This is a genomic window from Pseudomonas sp. TE6283 (genome assembly GCF_054060555.1).
In genome coordinates, this window is sequence record NZ_JBSSDH010000001.1 from 492073 (window position 1) to 507967 (window position 15895).

13 protein-coding genes are annotated in these 15895 nt (G+C 67.8%); 4 read left to right on the forward strand and 9 right to left on the reverse strand.

The window, feature by feature from the left end; genetic code table 11:
* Position 1 precedes the first annotated feature (1 nt).
* Together ACVWZ5_RS02435 and ACVWZ5_RS02440 are read right to left on the reverse strand one after the other, a co-directional pair.
* Positions 2-1222, reverse strand: a complete 1221-nt coding sequence (locus ACVWZ5_RS02435) for an efflux RND transporter periplasmic adaptor subunit (protein ID WP_280071494.1) — start codon at positions 1220-1222, stop codon at positions 2-4.
* Positions 1223-1327: 105 nt separating this feature from the next.
* Positions 1328-2530 carry a TolC family protein gene (locus tag ACVWZ5_RS02440; protein WP_084941550.1) on the reverse strand — a complete coding sequence of 401 codons (1203 nt, stop codon included), beginning with the start codon at positions 2528-2530 and terminating at the stop codon, positions 1328-1330.
* Between the two features lie 279 nt (positions 2531-2809).
* Between ACVWZ5_RS02440 and ACVWZ5_RS02445 the strand changes: the two genes are divergently transcribed.
* The 3 genes from ACVWZ5_RS02445 (at position 2810) to ACVWZ5_RS02455 (ending at position 7156) form a co-directional block, all read left to right on the forward strand.
* On the forward strand, positions 2810-4030 hold the full coding sequence (locus ACVWZ5_RS02445) for a putative DNA modification/repair radical SAM protein (RefSeq protein ID WP_457340389.1): 1221 nt from the start codon (positions 2810-2812) through the stop codon (positions 4028-4030).
* Entirely contained in the window at positions 4027-4884 is an 858-nt protein-coding gene (locus tag ACVWZ5_RS02450) for a TIGR03915 family putative DNA repair protein (protein WP_457340390.1), read from the forward strand. Before ACVWZ5_RS02445 ends, ACVWZ5_RS02450 begins: the two co-directional genes overlap by 4 nt.
* Positions 4885-4990: 106 nt before the next feature.
* Positions 4991-7156, forward strand: coding sequence for a TonB-dependent siderophore receptor (locus ACVWZ5_RS02455; RefSeq protein ID WP_062573590.1), 2166 nt, complete (start codon positions 4991-4993; stop codon positions 7154-7156).
* Positions 7157-7206: 50 nt separating this feature from the next.
* Here the strand turns inward: ACVWZ5_RS02455 and ACVWZ5_RS02460 are convergent, their stop codons facing one another.
* Genes ACVWZ5_RS02460 through ACVWZ5_RS02480 form a run of 5 tightly spaced genes read right to left on the reverse strand, consistent with a single transcriptional unit; the run spans position 7207 to position 11644 of the window.
* The gene (locus tag ACVWZ5_RS02460) at positions 7207-7962 is read right to left on the reverse strand and encodes an ABC transporter permease (protein WP_062573589.1); all 756 of its coding nucleotides are present in this window, start codon (positions 7960-7962) and stop codon (positions 7207-7209) included.
* Complete coding sequence (locus ACVWZ5_RS02465) at positions 7962-9167, reverse strand: ABC transporter substrate-binding protein (protein WP_062573588.1); 1206 nt, start codon at positions 9165-9167, stop codon at positions 7962-7964. Before ACVWZ5_RS02465 ends, ACVWZ5_RS02460 begins: the two co-directional genes overlap by 1 nt.
* Positions 9154-9975 (reverse strand): ABC transporter ATP-binding protein, encoded by an 822-nt coding sequence (locus ACVWZ5_RS02470; RefSeq protein WP_084941554.1) that lies wholly within the window; start codon positions 9973-9975, stop codon positions 9154-9156. The genes ACVWZ5_RS02465 and ACVWZ5_RS02470 overlap by 14 nt, the downstream gene beginning before the upstream one ends.
* Positions 9972-11036: an acyl-CoA dehydrogenase family protein gene (locus ACVWZ5_RS02475; protein ID WP_301142079.1), complete on the reverse strand. Its 1065-nt coding sequence runs from the start codon at positions 11034-11036 to the stop codon at positions 9972-9974. Before ACVWZ5_RS02475 ends, ACVWZ5_RS02470 begins: the two co-directional genes overlap by 4 nt.
* A gap of 47 nt (positions 11037-11083) precedes the next feature.
* Positions 11084-11644 carry a carboxymuconolactone decarboxylase family protein gene (locus ACVWZ5_RS02480; protein WP_186714083.1) on the reverse strand — a complete coding sequence of 187 codons (561 nt, stop codon included), beginning with the start codon at positions 11642-11644 and terminating at the stop codon, positions 11084-11086.
* A gap of 102 nt (positions 11645-11746) precedes the next feature.
* Between ACVWZ5_RS02480 and ACVWZ5_RS02485 the strand changes: the two genes are divergently transcribed.
* Positions 11747-12655 (forward strand): AraC family transcriptional regulator, encoded by a 909-nt coding sequence (locus tag ACVWZ5_RS02485; protein WP_186599498.1) that lies wholly within the window; start codon positions 11747-11749, stop codon positions 12653-12655.
* A 12-nt stretch (positions 12656-12667) separates the two neighbouring features.
* Here the strand turns inward: ACVWZ5_RS02485 and ACVWZ5_RS02490 are convergent, their stop codons facing one another.
* A complete protein-coding gene (locus ACVWZ5_RS02490) occupies positions 12668-13546 on the reverse strand; it encodes a DMT family transporter (protein WP_186599499.1) in 879 nt (292 codons plus the stop codon).
* Between the two features lie 184 nt (positions 13547-13730).
* Complete coding sequence (locus ACVWZ5_RS02495; RefSeq protein ID WP_096048132.1) at positions 13731-15830, reverse strand: putative bifunctional diguanylate cyclase/phosphodiesterase; 2100 nt, start codon at positions 15828-15830, stop codon at positions 13731-13733.
* Positions 15831-15895 lie beyond the last annotated feature (65 nt).

The following is a 15895-nucleotide window of genomic DNA, read 5'->3' on the forward strand; positions in this document are numbered from 1 at the left end:
GTCAGTGGCTGTGTTCGGCCGAGCCTTTGCCCAGCTCGGACTTGAGGACGAAGCTGCCGGCGGCGGCGACCACGGTACCGGCGGCCAGCCCCTCGCGTACTTCCACCTGGCCGGCGTCGCGGCGCCCGGTCTTCACCGGGCGGGCCTCGAAGCCCTCGTCGGTGCGGGCGAACACCACGGTCTGTTCTTCCCAGGTCTGCAGTGCGCTTTCCGGCACCACCACGGCGGCGTCGAAACGCTCGACGGTGACCGCGATGTTGACGAACAGCCCTGGACGCCAGGCGCCATTGGGGTTGGCCAGGGTGGCGCGCACGGTGGCGGCGCGGTTCTGCTCGCCGAGCAGGCTGCCGACATAGTTGACCTTGCCCTCCACCTGAGCACCGAGGTCCGGCGCGCTGACACTGACGCCACGGCCGCTGACCACCTTGTCCAGGTCGCGCGGGGCCACGGCGAAGGTGGCCCAGACCCGGCTCAGATCAGACAGGGTGAAGGCATTGCTGGTCTCGTCCACCACCTCGCCCACGGTCAGGTGCTTTTCCACCACCACCGCGTCGAACGGTGCACGCAACTCGTAGCGGTTGCCCTTGCCGGCCGGCGCCACGGCGGCGACCTTCTGCCCGGCGTTGGCAGCGGCGATCTCGGCCTCCTGCAGCGCCTGGCGGGCTTGCAGGTAGTCCTGTTCGGCGCTGATGCGCTCCTGCCACAGCTGCTTCTCACGCTCGAAGGTCAAGCGGGCAAGCTCCAGGCGGCGCTGGGCGGCCTGCTGCTCGCTGCGCAGCTCGGAGATCTGCTGGCTGGCGATCACCGCCAGCACCTGGCCACGCTTGACCGCCTGGCCCAGCTCGGCCTGCACCGACTCGACCACGCCGGGGACGCGGGGCACCACGTGGGCGGTGCGGTCCTCGTCGAAGCGGATCTCGCCGGGGAAGCTGATGGCAGTGCCCAAGGTGCGCGGGCCGGCGGTGGCCAGCTGCACGCCGGCGGCCTGTATCTGCTCGGCGGAGAGATGCAACTGGCCCTCTTCGTCGGCATGGCCTTCGCCTGCGGACTCACCGTGGCCATCGTCCTTCTCTTCGTCGTGGCCGTGGCCGGCTTCGCCGTGGTCGTCGTGCTGGGCCTGGCCGCTGCCGGCCTTACCGAGGGTGCCGGTCCAGGCGGCACCGCCGAGGCCGATAACGGCCAGGGCAGCGGCGAGGATGGCGAGCTTGCGTGGGTTGGTCATTGTTGCTCCTGCTGGAAAAGTCGTTGCAGTTCAGGGCCCATCGCGGGGCAAGCCCGCTCCCGCGGGAATGCGTGGGAGCGGGCGTGCCCCGCGATGGGTCGAGGCTCAAAGCTCGCCGTAGATCCGTTCCACCTGCGCCCGGGCATCGGTCGCCTGGGCCAGCGCTTCGAGGTACAAGCCCCGTGCCTCGATCAGCGTTCGCTGGGCGTCGAGCACATCGAGGAAGGCGAACTTGCCCATCTCGAAGCCGCGTGTGGCGGTGTCCACCGCCTGCTGGGCGGCGGGCAGGATGGTGCGGTCGTAGGCCTGCACTTCGCCCATGGCCGTGCCCCACTGCTCCAGGGCGCTGCGGGTTTCGCTGCGCAGGCGCAGCTCCACGGCGTTGCGCAGGTCACGGGCCTGGTCGGCGCGACGGGCGGCGGCCAGGACGTTGCCCTGGTTGCGGTCGAACAGCGGCAGCGGCATCGACAGCCCGACCACGTTGACCCGCTCACGGTCCTCGCGGCTGTACTGGCTGCCCAGGCTGACAGTCAGGTTGGGAATGCGCTGGGCCTTCTCGGAACCGAGGCTGGCATCGCCACGCTCGATCTGCGCCGCGGCCAGGCGCCATTCGGCGGTCTGCTCGACCTTGGCCAGCAGGGGCTCGGCCTGCGGCGCCGGGCCGGGTGAGAGGTTGCTCGCGTCGAGCCGGTCGAAGCGGGCCTCGGCACTGCCCGTCAGACGCGCCAGGACCTGGTTGGCCACGCCACGTTCGGTGCGTGCCCGACGCACCGCCGCCTCGGCCTGGGCCAGCTGGACCTGGGCACGGGTGGCCTCCACCGGCGAGGACTGCCCGGCGCGCACCCGCCCCTCCACCACCCGCAGGCCGCGTTCGGTCAGCGCCTGCGACTGTTGCGCCAGCTCCAGCGCGGTCTGTGCCCGCAAGGCGGCATGAAAGGCCTGGATTACATCCGCGCGCAGGCTGTTGCGCTGGCGCTCGAGCTCCAGCCGGGCGATTGCCTGGCCGGCCTCGGCGACTTCGATCCGCGCGCCGCGCTTGCCGCCCAGCTCCAGGGCCTGGCTGAGGGTCACGGTGGTGGTGCTGGTGTCGCTGCGGGTGTCCTCGACCTCCCAGGACAGCTCGGGGTTGGGGATCAACCCGGCCTGGCGGCGCTCGCCCTCGGCGATGCCGATCTCACGGCCGATGGCGGCGAAGTCCGGGTTCTGGGAGAAGGCGGCGTCTAGCGCCTGGTCCAGGCTCAGGCCCTGGGCACCGGCAGGGCCGGCCAGCAACAGGCAGAGCAAGGCGATCTTGCGGGGGATGGGCACGGCGGAAGTCCTCGTCGACAAGCGGCGGAATGCTTTGGCGAGGGACTTTAGGCAGCGGTGGTTATCGGGGCGGTGGCGGGAAGATTACAATTCTGCAATCAAGCATGCCGAGGGTGGATCGCCTTGAAATGAGGGGCTTTCTGGGTGTTCGGCGACAGGCGCAGCAAGACTCTCGCCAGGCACCTCTGCGCCTTCACGCAATCAGAACCACCTGCATACACTTGCCAGCAGCCCAACCCGGGGGTACTGTATGAATAGACAGTACGATCGGACAATCCCATGCAGCTCATCGCCAAGCTCGGCATCCTCGCCGACGCCGCCAAGTACGACGCGTCCTGCGCCAGCAGCGGCGCCCCCAAGCGCAGCTCCCGTGGCCGCGACGGCCTCGGCGCCACCGATGGCATGGGCATCTGCCACAGCTACACCCCGGACGGGCGCTGCGTGTCGCTGCTCAAGGTGCTGCTGACCAACTTCTGCCTGTACGACTGCCAGTACTGCGTCAACCGCCGCTCCAGCAACGTGCCGCGGGCGCGTTTCAGCCCCGAGGAAGTGGTGCGCCTGACCCTGGACTTCTACCGGCGCAACTGCATCAGCGGCCTGTTTCTCAGCTCCGGCATCATCCGCTCGGCCGACTACACCATGGAGCAGCTGATCCGGGTGGCCCGCCTGCTGCGCGAGGAGCATGGCTTTCGCGGCTACATCCACCTCAAGACCATCCCCGACGCCGACCCGCTGCTGATCGAGGAAGCCGGGCGCCTGGCCGACCGCTTGAGCGTGAACATCGAGCTGCCCACCGACGCCAGCCTCGAACGCCTGGCCCCGGAGAAGCGCGCCATTACCATCCGCCAGGCCATGGGCGTGATCCACCACGGCCAGCAGGCCGTCGCCGGCGAACCACGAGCGCCACGCTTCACCCCCGCCGGGCAGAGCACCCAGGTCATCGTCGGCGCCGACGCCACCGACGACAGCGCCCTGCTGCGCAACGCCGAGTCGCTGTACCAGGGCTATGGCCTCAGGCGCGTCTACTACTCCGCCTTCAGTCCGATCCCCGACAGCCCCTCCAGCGTGCCCCTGGCCGCCCCGCCGCTGCTGCGCGAACACCGCCTGTACCAGGCCGACTTCCTCCTGCGCGGCTACGGCTACAAGGCCGGCGAGCTTTTGGGCGAAACCGGCAACCTGGCCCTGGACATCGACCCCAAGCTGGCCTGGGCGCTGGCCAACCGCGAGGTGTTCCCGCTCGACGTCAACCGCGCCGAGCCGGCCCTGCTGGCGCGTATCCCCGGTATCGGCCTGCGCAGCGTGCAGCGCCTGGTGGCCCTGCGCCGCGAGCGGCGCATCCGCTACGACGACCTGATCCAGTTGCGCTGCGTGCTGGACAAGGCCCGCCCGTTCATCGTCACCAGCGACTACCGCCCGGCCCAGGCCGAGCTGCGCAGCGGCCTGCTGCGCGCCCGCCTGCGCGAACCCCAGGCACCGTTGCAGATGGGCCTGTGGGGATGATCGCGCTGGATTGCGATGACAACTTCGCCACCTGGCGCGACCAGGCGCGGCAACTGCTCGGCCATGGCATCGACCCGGCCACGGTGACCTGGGGCCAGGCGCACATGGACGACCTGCTGGCCGTGCCCACGCCCCTGCCCGCCGGCCCCGGCCCGTTTCGCGCCCGCGTGCCGGCGGCGCTGCTGGCCCAGCTGGAACAGGCCGGGCGATACCGCGGCGAGCAACGCTGGAACCTGCTGTATGAAGTGCTGTGGCGCGTCGCCCATGGCGACCGCACCGCCATGCTCGCCGGCGACCGCCTGGGCAGCGAGATGCAGCGGCGCATCCGCCAGGTCGGCCGCGAAGCCCATCACCTGCATGCCTTCGTGCGCTTCGTGCCACTGCCCGAGGCCCTGGCCGAACAACTGCAACTGGACCTGGTGGCCTACCACGAACCGGCCCACGACATCCTCGACAGCGCCTGCGGGCATTTTGCCGATCGCCTGGGGCGCCAGCGCTGGCTGATCGCCACGCCCCTCGATGGCGTGCGCTTCGACGGCCAGCACCTGGACTACCGACGCCAATGCCCGGAGCAATGGCGGCAGTGGGCGCGCAACGCCGAGGACCCCGGCGCCGAGCTGTGGCTGGCCTACTACCGGCACACCTTCAACCCCGCCCGGCTCAACCCCGGCGCGTTGCGCCAGCACCTGCCCGGGCGCTTCTGGCGCCACCTGCCGGAGGGTCCGCTGATCCCCGAGCTGGTCGGCCAGGCGCGACATGGCAAGCAGCGCGACGGGCAGGCGCTGGAGGTCGGGCGCCAGCGTGGCAAACGCATTGCTTCAGGGAACCACAAACCAAACGAATGGAATTTGTGAAAAGCTCACCATTTTCCGATTCGAAAGCATTGTTGCGAGCCTGACAATCCGACACACTTATTGCTAATTGTTCTCATAAGCACTAGCAATAAGGATAAAGCTCAGCATGTCACCGCACATCTCCCCTCACCGCTTCACGCCCACCCGCAACCTGTTGGCCATGGCCATCTGCATGGCAACCCTCACTCCCGCGCTGGCCGAGGAACAAGCGCCAGCCGTGATCGAGCTGGGCGCCACGGCCATCAACGACAGCAGCCTGGGCAGCACCACCGAGGGGTCGAAGTCGTACACCACCGGCTCCATGTCCACCGCCACCAAGCTGCCGTTGACCATGCGCGAAACGCCCCAGGCGGTGACCGTGATCACCCGCCAGCGCATGGACGACCAGGGCATGACCAGTATCAACGACGTGGCCAGGTACACGCCGGGGCTGTTCCTCAACCAGTCCAACGGTCCGGGCCGGCAGACCTACAAGGCCCGCGGCTTCGACGTCGACAACGTCATGTACGACGGCATCCCCAGCGCGTACACCGGCTGGGTGGTCGGCGCCCAGCCCAACCTGGCGATGTTCGACCGGGTCGAGGTGGTGCGCGGCGCCACCGGCCTGGTCACCGGTTCCGGCACGCCGTCGGCGGCCATCAACCTGGTGCGCAAGCGCCCGCTGGCGGAACAGAAGGTCACGCTCACCGGCGCCGCCGGCAGCTGGGACAACTACCGCGGCGAACTCGACGCCTCCAGCCCGCTCAACGACAGCGGCACACTGCGCGGCCGCGTGGTGGCCTCGTACCGCGACGCCAACGGCTTCCGTGATGGGCAGCAGGAAGACCACGGACTGTTCTATGCGATCACCGAGGCCGACCTGGGCGAGGACACCACCCTGACCCTCGGCCTGTCCCACCAGAAGGACAAGACCAACGTGTTCTGGGGCGCGATCCCCACCGAGCTCAACGGCCACCATCAGGACCTGCCGCGCTCATACAACCCGGCCACCGACTGGGAGGTCAAGGACCAGGAAATCAACACCCTGTTCGCCGAGCTGCGCCAGCGCCTGGCCAATGACTGGAAGCTGCAGGTCAACGCCATCTACAGCGAGCAGAACGCGCTGTTCCGCGGCTCCTACCAGTCGCGCTGGGACCTGGCCAAGCCGCTGAGCCGCACGGTCTACCAGTCGGCCCACGACGAGAACCAGCTGGGCCTGGACACCTTCGCCAGCGGCCCGTTCGAAGCCTTCGGTCGCACCCACGAGCTAGTGGTCGGTGCCAGCAAGCGCATCTACGACATGACCGAGCGCAACTACAGCCCCTACGACCTGGACTACCCCATCGACGGCGGCAAACCGGATTTCCTGCACACTGGCAGCAGCCGCTACCTGATCAACCAGGAAGGCGTGTACACCACCACCCGCCTGAGCCTGGCCGACCCGCTCAAGCTGATCCTCGGCGGGCGCCTGGACTGGTACGACTACGACCAGCGCGGCAGCAACGAAGGCGACTACAAGGTGACCCGCAACGTCACCCGCTATGCCGGCCTGATCTACGAGCTGGACGAACACCACTCGCTGTACACCAGCTACACCGACATCTTCCAGCCTCAGGACAACAAAGACTCCAGCGGCACGCCGGTGCGACCGATCGAAGGCAAGAACTACGAAGTGGGCATCAAGGGCGAGTACTTCGACGGCGCGCTCAACGCCAGCCTCGCGGTGTTCCGTATCGACCAGCAGAACCGCGCGGTCGAGGTGGACAAGAGCCTGTGCCGGGCCGGCCAGTTCGCCTGCTACGAAGCCTCAGGCGAAGTGCGCAGCCAGGGTATCGACTTCGAGCTGCAGGGCGCGCTGACCGAGCAGTGGCAGATTGGCGCCGGCTACACCTATGCCCGTGTGCACACGGTCAAGGACGCCAAGAACCCGCAGAACGTCAACAAGCCGTTCGAATCCGACACGCCGCAGCACCAGTTGAAGCTGTTCACCACCTACCGCTTCCAGGGCCCGCTGGAGAAACTGCGGGTCGGTGGTGGCGTCACCTGGCAAAGCCGCATGTACAACGACTTCACCGTGGCCGACGGCAGCAGCTACCGCCTCGAGCAGGGCGCCTACGCCGTCACCGACCTGATGGCCGGCTACGCGGTCAACCAGCACCTGGACCTGCAGCTCAACGCCAACAACGTGTTCGACAGGAAATACTACTCGTCGATCTCCAAGTCGGTGAACTATGGCGGCGATACCTTCGGCGATCCGCGCAACCTGATGCTGACGGCCAAGTACAGCTTCTGAATCCCAGGGCGCAAGGATGCGCCTCCAGGCCTAACGCGCCGCTACAGAATTCACGCATGCACCCACCGCCGATGCAGCCCGCGCGCCAGGGCATCGAGCATGAACCCCAGCACACCGATCAGCAGCACCATCGCCATCAGCTCCGAGTAGGCCAGCCGATCGCGGGTATCGAGGATGAAGTATCCCAAGCCGGCGCTAACCCCGAGCATTTCGCACGGCACCAGCACGATCCACAGGATGCCGATGGCCAGGCGCACACCGGTCAGCACATGGCCGATCACCCCGGGGATGACCACCTTGCACAAGGTCTCCCAGCGCGTGGCACTGAGGCTGCGGCTCAACTGCAGCCAGCGCGGGTCGAGCTGGCGCACCCCGGCGGCGGTGTTCAGCAGAATCGGCCACAGCGCGGCGAAGGCCAGCAGGAAGTAGATCGGCTGGTCACCCACGCCCATCAGCATCACCACCACCGGCATCCACGACAGCGGCGAGATCATGCGCAGGAACTGGAACGCCGGCGTGGTCGCCGCCTCCAGGTGCCGGTAGCTGCCCACCAGCAGGCCCAGCGGCACGCCGATCAGCAGCGCCAGCAACAGGCCGACGAGGATGCGTTTCAAGCTTACCCAGATGTGCCCATAGACCTCGCCCTGCCCCAACAGCTCGACCAGGCTGTGCAGCGTGGCCTGGGGCGCGAAACGCGCCGACAGGCCATCGGCGGCGCCGAACAGGCGCACGCCCGCCCACCACAGCAACAACAGCGCCGCCAGGCCCGCCAGGCCCAGGGCACCATGCACGACATGCCTGCGCATCAGACCGCGAACTCCTCGCTACGCTGGAAGTCCTCGGCGATGCCGAACGCGGCCGGGCCGCCCACGGCGGCGATGGCGTTGCGCACGAAGCGCTCGTCCACCAGGTCGCGGGCAGTCTGCGCCGGATCCAGGCCGGCGAGGAAATCGCTCTCGCCGACGATCAGGGTGTTCTTCAGGCGCTTGACCAGTTCCTCCGTGTAGCTGGGGAACGGGTAAGGCTGGAAGTCGATGCGTTTCTCGTCCCATTGCTGGTGCTGGATCGCGCCGCTGGCGATGTAGCCGGCGCGGTCTTCGGCGGAGGGCGCCAGCACCTTGGTCAGCACCGCCGGCTCGTGCGGGGTGTACTTGTTGGGACCGGCCTTGGACAGCAGCGCGGCGGCCTCGGCACGGTGCTCGCGGGTCCACTGCTGGGCCTTGACGATGGCGTTGACCACCTTCTGCGACCATTCCGGGCGATTGTTCAGGTCGTGCTCGTGCATGAACACCACGCAGCAGGCATGGTTGCGCCAGACATCACCGGTGAAGCGCTGCACGCGGCCAACCTTGAGGTTCTCGGCCAGGGCGTTGAACGGCTCGGCGACGATATAGCCGGCGATACGCTTGCTGGCCAAGGCCGGCGGCATGTCCGACGGCGGCAGCACCAGCAGGTTGACCTCGTTGTCCGCCAGTTGCGCGTCGGCCGGCTTGGACACGGGCTTGAGGCCGTTGTCGGTGAGCATCTGCTGCAGCACCACGTTGTGGATCGAGTACCAGAACGGAATCGCCACGGTCTTGCCGCCGAGCTGCTTCATCTCGGCGATGTCCGGGGCCACGGTCAGGCCCGAGCCACCGACATGGTTCCAGGCCACGACCTTGGCCGGCACCTTGCTACCGTAGCGCGCCCACACGGTCATCGGCGACAGCAGGTGGATGACGTTGACCTGGCCGGAGATGAATGCCTCGATCACCTGCGCCCAGCTGCGCAGCAGCACCGGGCGCTCGGCCTTGATACCCTCGGCCTCGAACAGGCCGTTGTTGTGCGCCACCAGCAAGGGCGTGGCGTCGGTGATCGGCAGGTAGCCGATGCGCACGGGCGCGTCCGGCTCGGCGGCGGCGCGGGCCTGCAGGCTCGACAGCAGCGGCACGGCGCCGGCGGCGGTAAGCATGGCGCTCAGCTTGAGAAAATCGCGACGGGACGTCGTGGAACAGCAGTCATCCATGCACATGGACAGCCTCCGAGGGCAAGGGGGATGGAGTGGTTTCGGCTGTGCGGCTTGCCCGCCGAAGGGTTTTCAGGATCTCGATGCGCAGCGCGCCCAGTTCCTCGACCCGCTGCGCACGCGGCTGCGGCAGGTCGATGTGCCACTGGCCGAGGGTGCGCGCCGGGTGGTTGCCCAGTAGCAGCACGCGATCGGAAAGCAGCAGGGCTTCGTCGATATCGTGGGTAATCAGCACCGCAGCGGTATTGTGGGTGGCGATCAGTTGCAGCAGCAGTTGCTGCATGTCGGCCCGGGTCACCTCGTCCAGCGCGCCGAAGGGTTCGTCCAGCAACAGCACCTCGGGCTGGCGCGCCAGGCAGCGGGCCAGCGCGGTGCGCTGGGCCATGCCGCCGGACAGCTGCGCCGGGTACTGGCCGCGGGCGTGGGCCAGGCCCACCGCGTCGATGGCATGGTCGATCCGTGCACGCCGCTCGGCCGCCGACAGCTTGGGCTGGCGGGCGAAGTCGAGGCCGAAGGCGACGTTCTTCTCAAGGCTCAGCCAGGGCAGCAAGCTGGGGTCCTGGAATGCCACCGCCAGGCGCGGGTGCGGCCCCTGCAGCGGCTCGCCGCGCAACTGCACGCTGCCGCCACGGGCCTGCTGCAGGCCGGCCAGCACGCGCAGCAGGCTGGACTTGCCGACGCCGCTGGGGCCAAGGATGGTAACCACCTCCCCCGGCGCCAGCGCCAGGTCGAACTGCTCCAGCACCGCCTGCCAGCCACCCTCGCGCGGGTAGCCCAGGCTGATGTCACGGGCTTCGAGTAGCACCTCGGTCATGCAGAGGCCGCCTGGCGTTGCAGCTCGGCGCGCAGCTGCACCAGGCTCGGGGTGACGATCGGCACGAACGCCGACTCGCGCCAGCGGCGGGCGAAGCCCTCGCCATAGGCGGTCAGGTAGGCCTTGCCACCGCTGGCCTGCAGCTCCAGCTGCACGGCGTCGGCGGCGCATTCGGCGAGGGTGATGCGCAGTTTGAACAAGGCGGCCGGCTGGCTCTGGAAGCGGTCGTCGAGCAGCCCCTGCTTGAGCTCGGCGACGGTGTTTTCCAGGCGCTCGGCGAGCACTTGGCGAGCCTCCTCGAGGAACGCGCCACGCCCCTGCAGGTGTGCCTGTGCCTCCTCCAGGGCGCGGCGAGCCAGGCCGATGGCCATGCCGCACTGCAGCGCCAGGAACGCCGGACGCACCCTGGGCAGGAACTCGCGGGCGTTGTCGTGCAGCAGCCAGTCACGGGCCAGGGGTACCTGGTGGAAGGCCAGCGCCGCGGTGTTGCTCGACTGCAGGCCCATCAGTTGCAGGTCGTCGGAGCGCTCCAGGCCCGGCGCGTTCGACGGGATGGCGACCACGAACGGCGCGCCACCGGTATCATCCTCGATGGCCGCGGCCACCACGAAACCGTGCTGGCGCAGGTTGGTCACCCAGTGCAGGCGTCCTTCCAGGTTCCAGCCATCGCTCGCGGCGCGGCCACGCACCTGCAAGGCCTCGATGCCGGAAAGGAACTTCATGGCGTTGGACAGGCCGGTGGCCCCGGCCAGCTCGCCCTTCAGCAGATCGGGCAGCAGCCGTTCGCACAGCGCCCGGTTGGGGCTTTGCAGCAAGTATTCGATGAAGGCGCGCTGGCCCCAGCAGACGAAGGCCGCGGCCAGCGAACGGCTGGCGATGGCGGCGATGGCCTCGACCGCCGCGCTGACGTCGCCACCCGAGCCCCCCAGGGCCGGGTCGACGCCAATGCGCAGCAGTTGCGATTCGGCGATATGCGCCAGCACCAGGTGTGGATCGCACTGGCCCTGGTCGATGGCCTCGGCATTGGCATCCAGCCAATGTCGAAATGCATGATCAAGCATGTCCCTACTCCTGTTGAAACGCCGGGCACGCCGGCATCAGGCCCCGATCAGGCCGAAGGCTGCCAGCGGTACTTGCCGAGCTCGTCGTTGAGCGGCGTCTGGGCGAACACATTAGCAAAGTTGCACAGGGTTGCGAGGCTCACGCCGAGAATCACTTCCAGGGCGTTGCCTTCGCTGAAACCCGCATCACGGAACGCCTGATAGGTGGCGTCAGAGACGTTGCCACGGGTGGCGATCACCTCACGGGCGAAGGCGGCCAGGGTCTCGTAGCGGGCATCGGGCAGCTCGCCACGGGCACGCAGGGCATCGACCACTTCCTGGGGCAGCTTGGCCTTGTTCAGCGCCACGGCGGTGTGGCCGGCGACGCAGAAATCGCAGCCATGCTGGGTGGCGGCGATCAGCTGCACCACTTCGCGTTCGGCCAGGGTCAGCTCGGATTTGCCGTTGAGCGCCGAGACGGTAACGTAGGTTTCCAGCGCCGCCGGGGCGTTGGCCAGGATGCCCAGCAGGTTGGGGATGAAGCCGGAATTCTTCTGCGCGTTCTCAAGGAACGGGCGGGCGGCTTCCGGGGCGGTCTGCAGGCTGTGTAGAGTGATGCGTGCGGACATGGAGTGGTCTCCTTTGATGTAGGTCGCTACAGTCTGTTGGTTATAAGAAGTAGCATCCATATTCATCAGTCGCCTTTCCTTGCTCCAGAGTCCTTGCATTAGATGATTTCTTCCAGCCCCCTCGTCGATTGGTTATTAGAGAGCCTGGAGCTCGACGCCAGCCTGTTCCATGTCGGCCGCTACTGCGGCGGCTGGCACGCCAGCACCCAGGGCATGGGCCGGGCCAGTTTCCACCTGGTGGTGCAGGGCCATTGCTGGCTGCATATCGATGGCCAGGCGCAGCCGCTGCGCCTGGAGAGCGGCGATGCGGTGTTCCTTTTGCGTGACCTGGCCTATCGGCTGTCCGGCGACGAGGATGCCGCCGACGCCTGTGCCCAACCGCGCCGAAGCATGCAGGCGCTGGACCTCGAAGCCGGAGACGGCGTAGGGCTAGTGTGCGGGTTCTTCCACTTCCAGTCGGGGTTGTCGTCGCTGATCGTCGACGGGCTGGCGGACTGGATCCTGCTGCGCGCCAGCGATCCGGCCGGCAGTGCGGCGCGGGCGCTGTTCGGGCTGATCCTCGAGGAATGCCGTCGCCCGCAGCCCTCCCAGGCGCTGCTCGAACGCCTCACCCACCTGCTGTTCCTGTATGTGCTGCGCCAGCAGGTGCACGCCGGCCAGTCGCTGGGCGGGCTGGTCGCCCTCGCCCGCCAGCCGGCCTTCGCCGGCTTGCTGGAACGCCTGATCGAGGAGCCGGGGCAGGCCTGGACGCTGGAGAGCATGGCGGCCTGCACGGGGCTTTCGCGCTCGGCCTTCTTCAAGCGCTTCAACGAGCTGGCCGGGCAATCGCCCGGGCAGGTACTGCTGGCGCTGCGCATGCGCCATGCCTGCCAATTGCTCAAGACGGGCAATACCGTCGAACAGGTGGGCGCGCAGGCGGGGTATCAGTCGGTGGCGGCCTTTACCCGGGCGTTCGCCAAGGCGGTCGGCGTGCAGCCAGGAGCCTATCGCAAACAGCAGGGTACGGGATAAGGCGCAGCCCCCTCAGGCCCGCCGCTGCATCCAGGCCGCCCCCAGCCCGCTGAGGCAGATCACCGCGATGCCGACCAGGCTCGTGCCGTCCGGCACCTGGCCGAACACCACCAGGCCCAGCAACCCCGCGAACACGATCTGGCAATAGCTGAACGGCGCCAGTAAAGCCGGCGCAGCATGGCGGAACGCCTGGGTCAGCAACAGGTGCGCGGTCATCCCGCAGCCGCCCAGCGCCAGCATCAGCGGCACATGGGGCCATTGCGGCGCCTGCCAGAAAAACGGCACCAACGCCGTCATGATCAGGGTGTTGCACAACCCCGCGTAGAAGTTGCTGGTGGTCGGGCTGTCGTGGGCCGCCAGCTTGCGCGTCAGCAACTGGTAGAAACAGAACCCCAGCGCCGAGCCGAAGGGAAACAGGATGGCCGGGGTGAACATCGCTCCGCCCGGGTGCACCACCACCAGCACGCCGCCAAAGCCCATCACCACCGCCAGCCACTGCCCCGGCGTCACCCGCTCCTTGAGCAGCGGCACCGACAGCGCGGTGACCAGTACCGGCGCGAGGAAGTTGACCGAAGTCGCCTCCGCCAGCGGCAGGTACTGCAACCCGGCGGTGAACAGCAGGCTGGTGCTGAGCAGGCTCAGCGCGCGCAGGGTCTGCAGCAACGGCCGGCGGGTACGCAGCACCGCGAGGCCCGCCTTGGGCAGGAAGATCCCGGCCATCAGCAGGGTGTGCACCAGGTAACGCACCCAGACCACCATGATGATCGGATAGATCCCACCGAGGAATTTCGACAGTGCGTCGTGGCTGGCGAACAGGAAGGTGGCCACCACCACCAGGGCGATGCCGCGCAGTGGCTGGTTGACTCCGGACAGCGGCGAACTGGAACTCATGAGGCTCTCGGGCGAGGGCCCCGGCATGGTGCCGGGGCATGGGCGGATTCTAGAAGAGAACCCCGGGACGCGACAAAGCCTTGTGGTCCAGCTGGTACATTTTGTTCGCTGATCGACCACTTTTACTCAAGTGGCCAGGATCTCAGTTGTGATGCAAAGATTGCTGGGGCCGCTTTGCGGCCTGTCAGGCTCGCGGCATCACCTGCGTCAGGCGCTCGCTCGCCGGCGCCGGCCGGCCATACAGGTAGCCCTGGAACTGCGAACACCCCTCGGCCAGCAGGCGCTCCATCTGCTCGGCCGACTCCACCCCTTCGGCCGTGGTCTTGATCATCAGGCTGTTGGACAGCTCGGTGATGGCGCGGATGATCGACATCGCCTCGCGGCTTTCGCACATGTCGTGGACGAACGACTTGTCGATCTTGATCCGGTCGAACGGGAACGAGCGCAGGTAGCCCAGCGAAGAGTACCCCGTGCCGAAATCGTCGAGGGAAATCGACACCCCCAGGTCCTTCAGCGCCCGTAGGGTCCGCACGTTCTCCTCGCTGTTGCCCAGCAGCACCGACTCGGTGATCTCCAGCTCCAGGCGCGTGGCCGGCAGGCCCGAGTCGGCCAGGGCCAGGGCCACGGTATGCACCAGGCTGGCATTCTTGAACTGCACCGCCGAGAGGTTGACCGACACCGTCTGGGTGGTGCCCCAGCTGGCCGCCTCCTGACACGCCAGGTTCAGCGCCCGGGCGCCGATCTCGTGGATCAGGCCGGTTTCCTCGGCGATGGGAATGAAATCCATCGGCATGATCATGCCGCGGCTCGGGTGCTCCCAACGCAGCAGGGCCTCGTAACCGGTAACAGTGGCGTTCTGCTGGTCCACCACCGGCTGGTAGTGCAGTTGCAGCTGGCCCAGGTGCAGCGCGGTGCGTAGGTCGGTTTCGACCAGGCGGCGCTGGCGGGCGGCGACATCCAGTTCGACATGGAAGCACTCGTAGCGGTTGCGGCCGTTGCGCTTGGCCTCGTACAGGGCCATGTCGGCGTAGCCCAGCAACTGCTCGGCCTGGTGGTGGTCGTCGGGCGCGACCGCCACGCCGATGCTCACCCCTACGCTGAACTGGTGCCCTTCGATATGGAACGGCGGGCAGATCGCCTCGATCAGGCGCTGGGCGGTGATGCGCGCGGCGTCACAGGTCTCCAGGCCCGACAGCACAACGGCGAACTCGTCGCCGCCAAGCCGGGCCAGGGTGTCGTGCTCGCGCAGCTCGCGGCGCAGGCGCTTGCCCAGGGCGCGCAGCAGCTTGTCGCCGAAGGCGTGGCCGAGGGTGTCGTTGATGTTCTTGAAGTTGTCCAGGTCCAGGCACAGGGCGGCGGTCAGCTTGCCGCTGTCCTCGCCGCGCAGCAGCGCCTGCTTGAGACGCTCGTGAAACAGAGTACGGTTGGGCAGCCCGGTCAGCGCGTCGTGATGGGCCATGTGGTGGATCTGGGCATGGGCGGCCAGCTCCTCGGTGGCGTCCTCGGCGACGAACAGCACGTAGTCACCCTGCCCTTCGCGGTTGTCGCAGAGCGTGGCCCGGCTACGCAGGGTACGCGGCCCAGAGGCGGTATCGACCCGGGTTTCGGCGGCGTGGCCCTTGGTGCTGCGCGCCCCGCGCGCCAACTGTTGTTCGAGGTAGTCGACGGCCGCCGGCACCAGGCACTGGCGCGGCAACTGGCCGACCATGCGCGTGCCCTGGCGGCCGAACAAGCGCTCGGCCTGCTGGTTGGCCAGGAGGATCTGCTGGCTCTGCAGGTCCTGGACAATGACGCTGGCGGGAATGTTGGCGATCACCGAGTCGAGGAATTGCGACAGGGTAGTCATCTCCTGGCTGTACTGTTCGGCCAACTCCTTGGCCTTGAGCAGCTCCAGCTCATGCTGGCGGCGCTCGGAAATGTCGCGGGTGATCTTGGCATAGCCGATCAACTGGCCACTGAGTTCATCCTTGATCGGCTCGATCACCACGCTGGTCCAGAAGTGCGACCCATCCTTGCGCTGGCGCAGCCCTTCGGCCTGGAAACGCCCCTCGTTGCGCGCGGTGTCCAGGCTGCGTGCCGGCAGCCCGGCATGGCGGTCCTCGTCGGTATAGAACACCGAGAAGTGCTGGCCGATGATCTCCTCGGCCCGGTAGCCCTTGGCCCGCTGCGCGCCCGGGTTCCAGTTGGCGACAATGCCCTCGGGGGTGAGCTGGTAGATGGCGTAGTCCGCCACGCTCTGGATCAACAACCGGTACATCATGTCGGGATTGGCGGCGAGCGACATGGGAATGACCTGACTCCTTTACAGCAGGAATAGGAAACCTCCGGACCGTACGTCGGAACAGTCCG

What these genes read in the sequence shown, in the direction of transcription:
- ACVWZ5_RS02435 (WP_280071494.1), bottom strand. Translation starts at nt 1,222, where the DNA reads ATGACCAACCCACGCAAGCTCGCCATCCTCGCCGCTGCCCTGGCCGTT.
- ACVWZ5_RS02445 (WP_457340389.1), top strand. Translation starts at nt 2,810, where the DNA reads ATGCAGCTCATCGCCAAGCTCGGCATCCTCGCCGACGCCGCCAAGTAC.
- ACVWZ5_RS02450 (WP_457340390.1), top strand. Translation starts at nt 4,027, where the DNA reads ATGATCGCGCTGGATTGCGATGACAACTTCGCCACCTGGCGCGACCAG.
- ACVWZ5_RS02455 (WP_062573590.1), top strand. Translation starts at nt 4,991, where the DNA reads ATGTCACCGCACATCTCCCCTCACCGCTTCACGCCCACCCGCAACCTG.
- ACVWZ5_RS02460 (WP_062573589.1), bottom strand. Translation starts at nt 7,962, where the DNA reads ATGCGCAGGCATGTCGTGCATGGTGCCCTGGGCCTGGCGGGCCTGGCG.
- ACVWZ5_RS02465 (WP_062573588.1), bottom strand. Translation starts at nt 9,167, where the DNA reads ATGTGCATGGATGACTGCTGTTCCACGACGTCCCGTCGCGATTTTCTC.
- ACVWZ5_RS02470 (WP_084941554.1), bottom strand. Translation starts at nt 9,975, where the DNA reads ATGACCGAGGTGCTACTCGAAGCCCGTGACATCAGCCTGGGCTACCCG.
- ACVWZ5_RS02475 (WP_301142079.1), bottom strand. Translation starts at nt 11,036, where the DNA reads ATGCTTGATCATGCATTTCGACATTGGCTGGATGCCAATGCCGAGGCC.
- ACVWZ5_RS02480 (WP_186714083.1), bottom strand. Translation starts at nt 11,644, where the DNA reads ATGTCCGCACGCATCACTCTACACAGCCTGCAGACCGCCCCGGAAGCC.
- ACVWZ5_RS02485 (WP_186599498.1), top strand. Translation starts at nt 11,747, where the DNA reads ATGATTTCTTCCAGCCCCCTCGTCGATTGGTTATTAGAGAGCCTGGAG.
- ACVWZ5_RS02490 (WP_186599499.1), bottom strand. Translation starts at nt 13,546, where the DNA reads ATGAGTTCCAGTTCGCCGCTGTCCGGAGTCAACCAGCCACTGCGCGGC.
- ACVWZ5_RS02495 (WP_096048132.1), bottom strand. Translation starts at nt 15,830, where the DNA reads ATGTCGCTCGCCGCCAATCCCGACATGATGTACCGGTTGTTGATCCAG.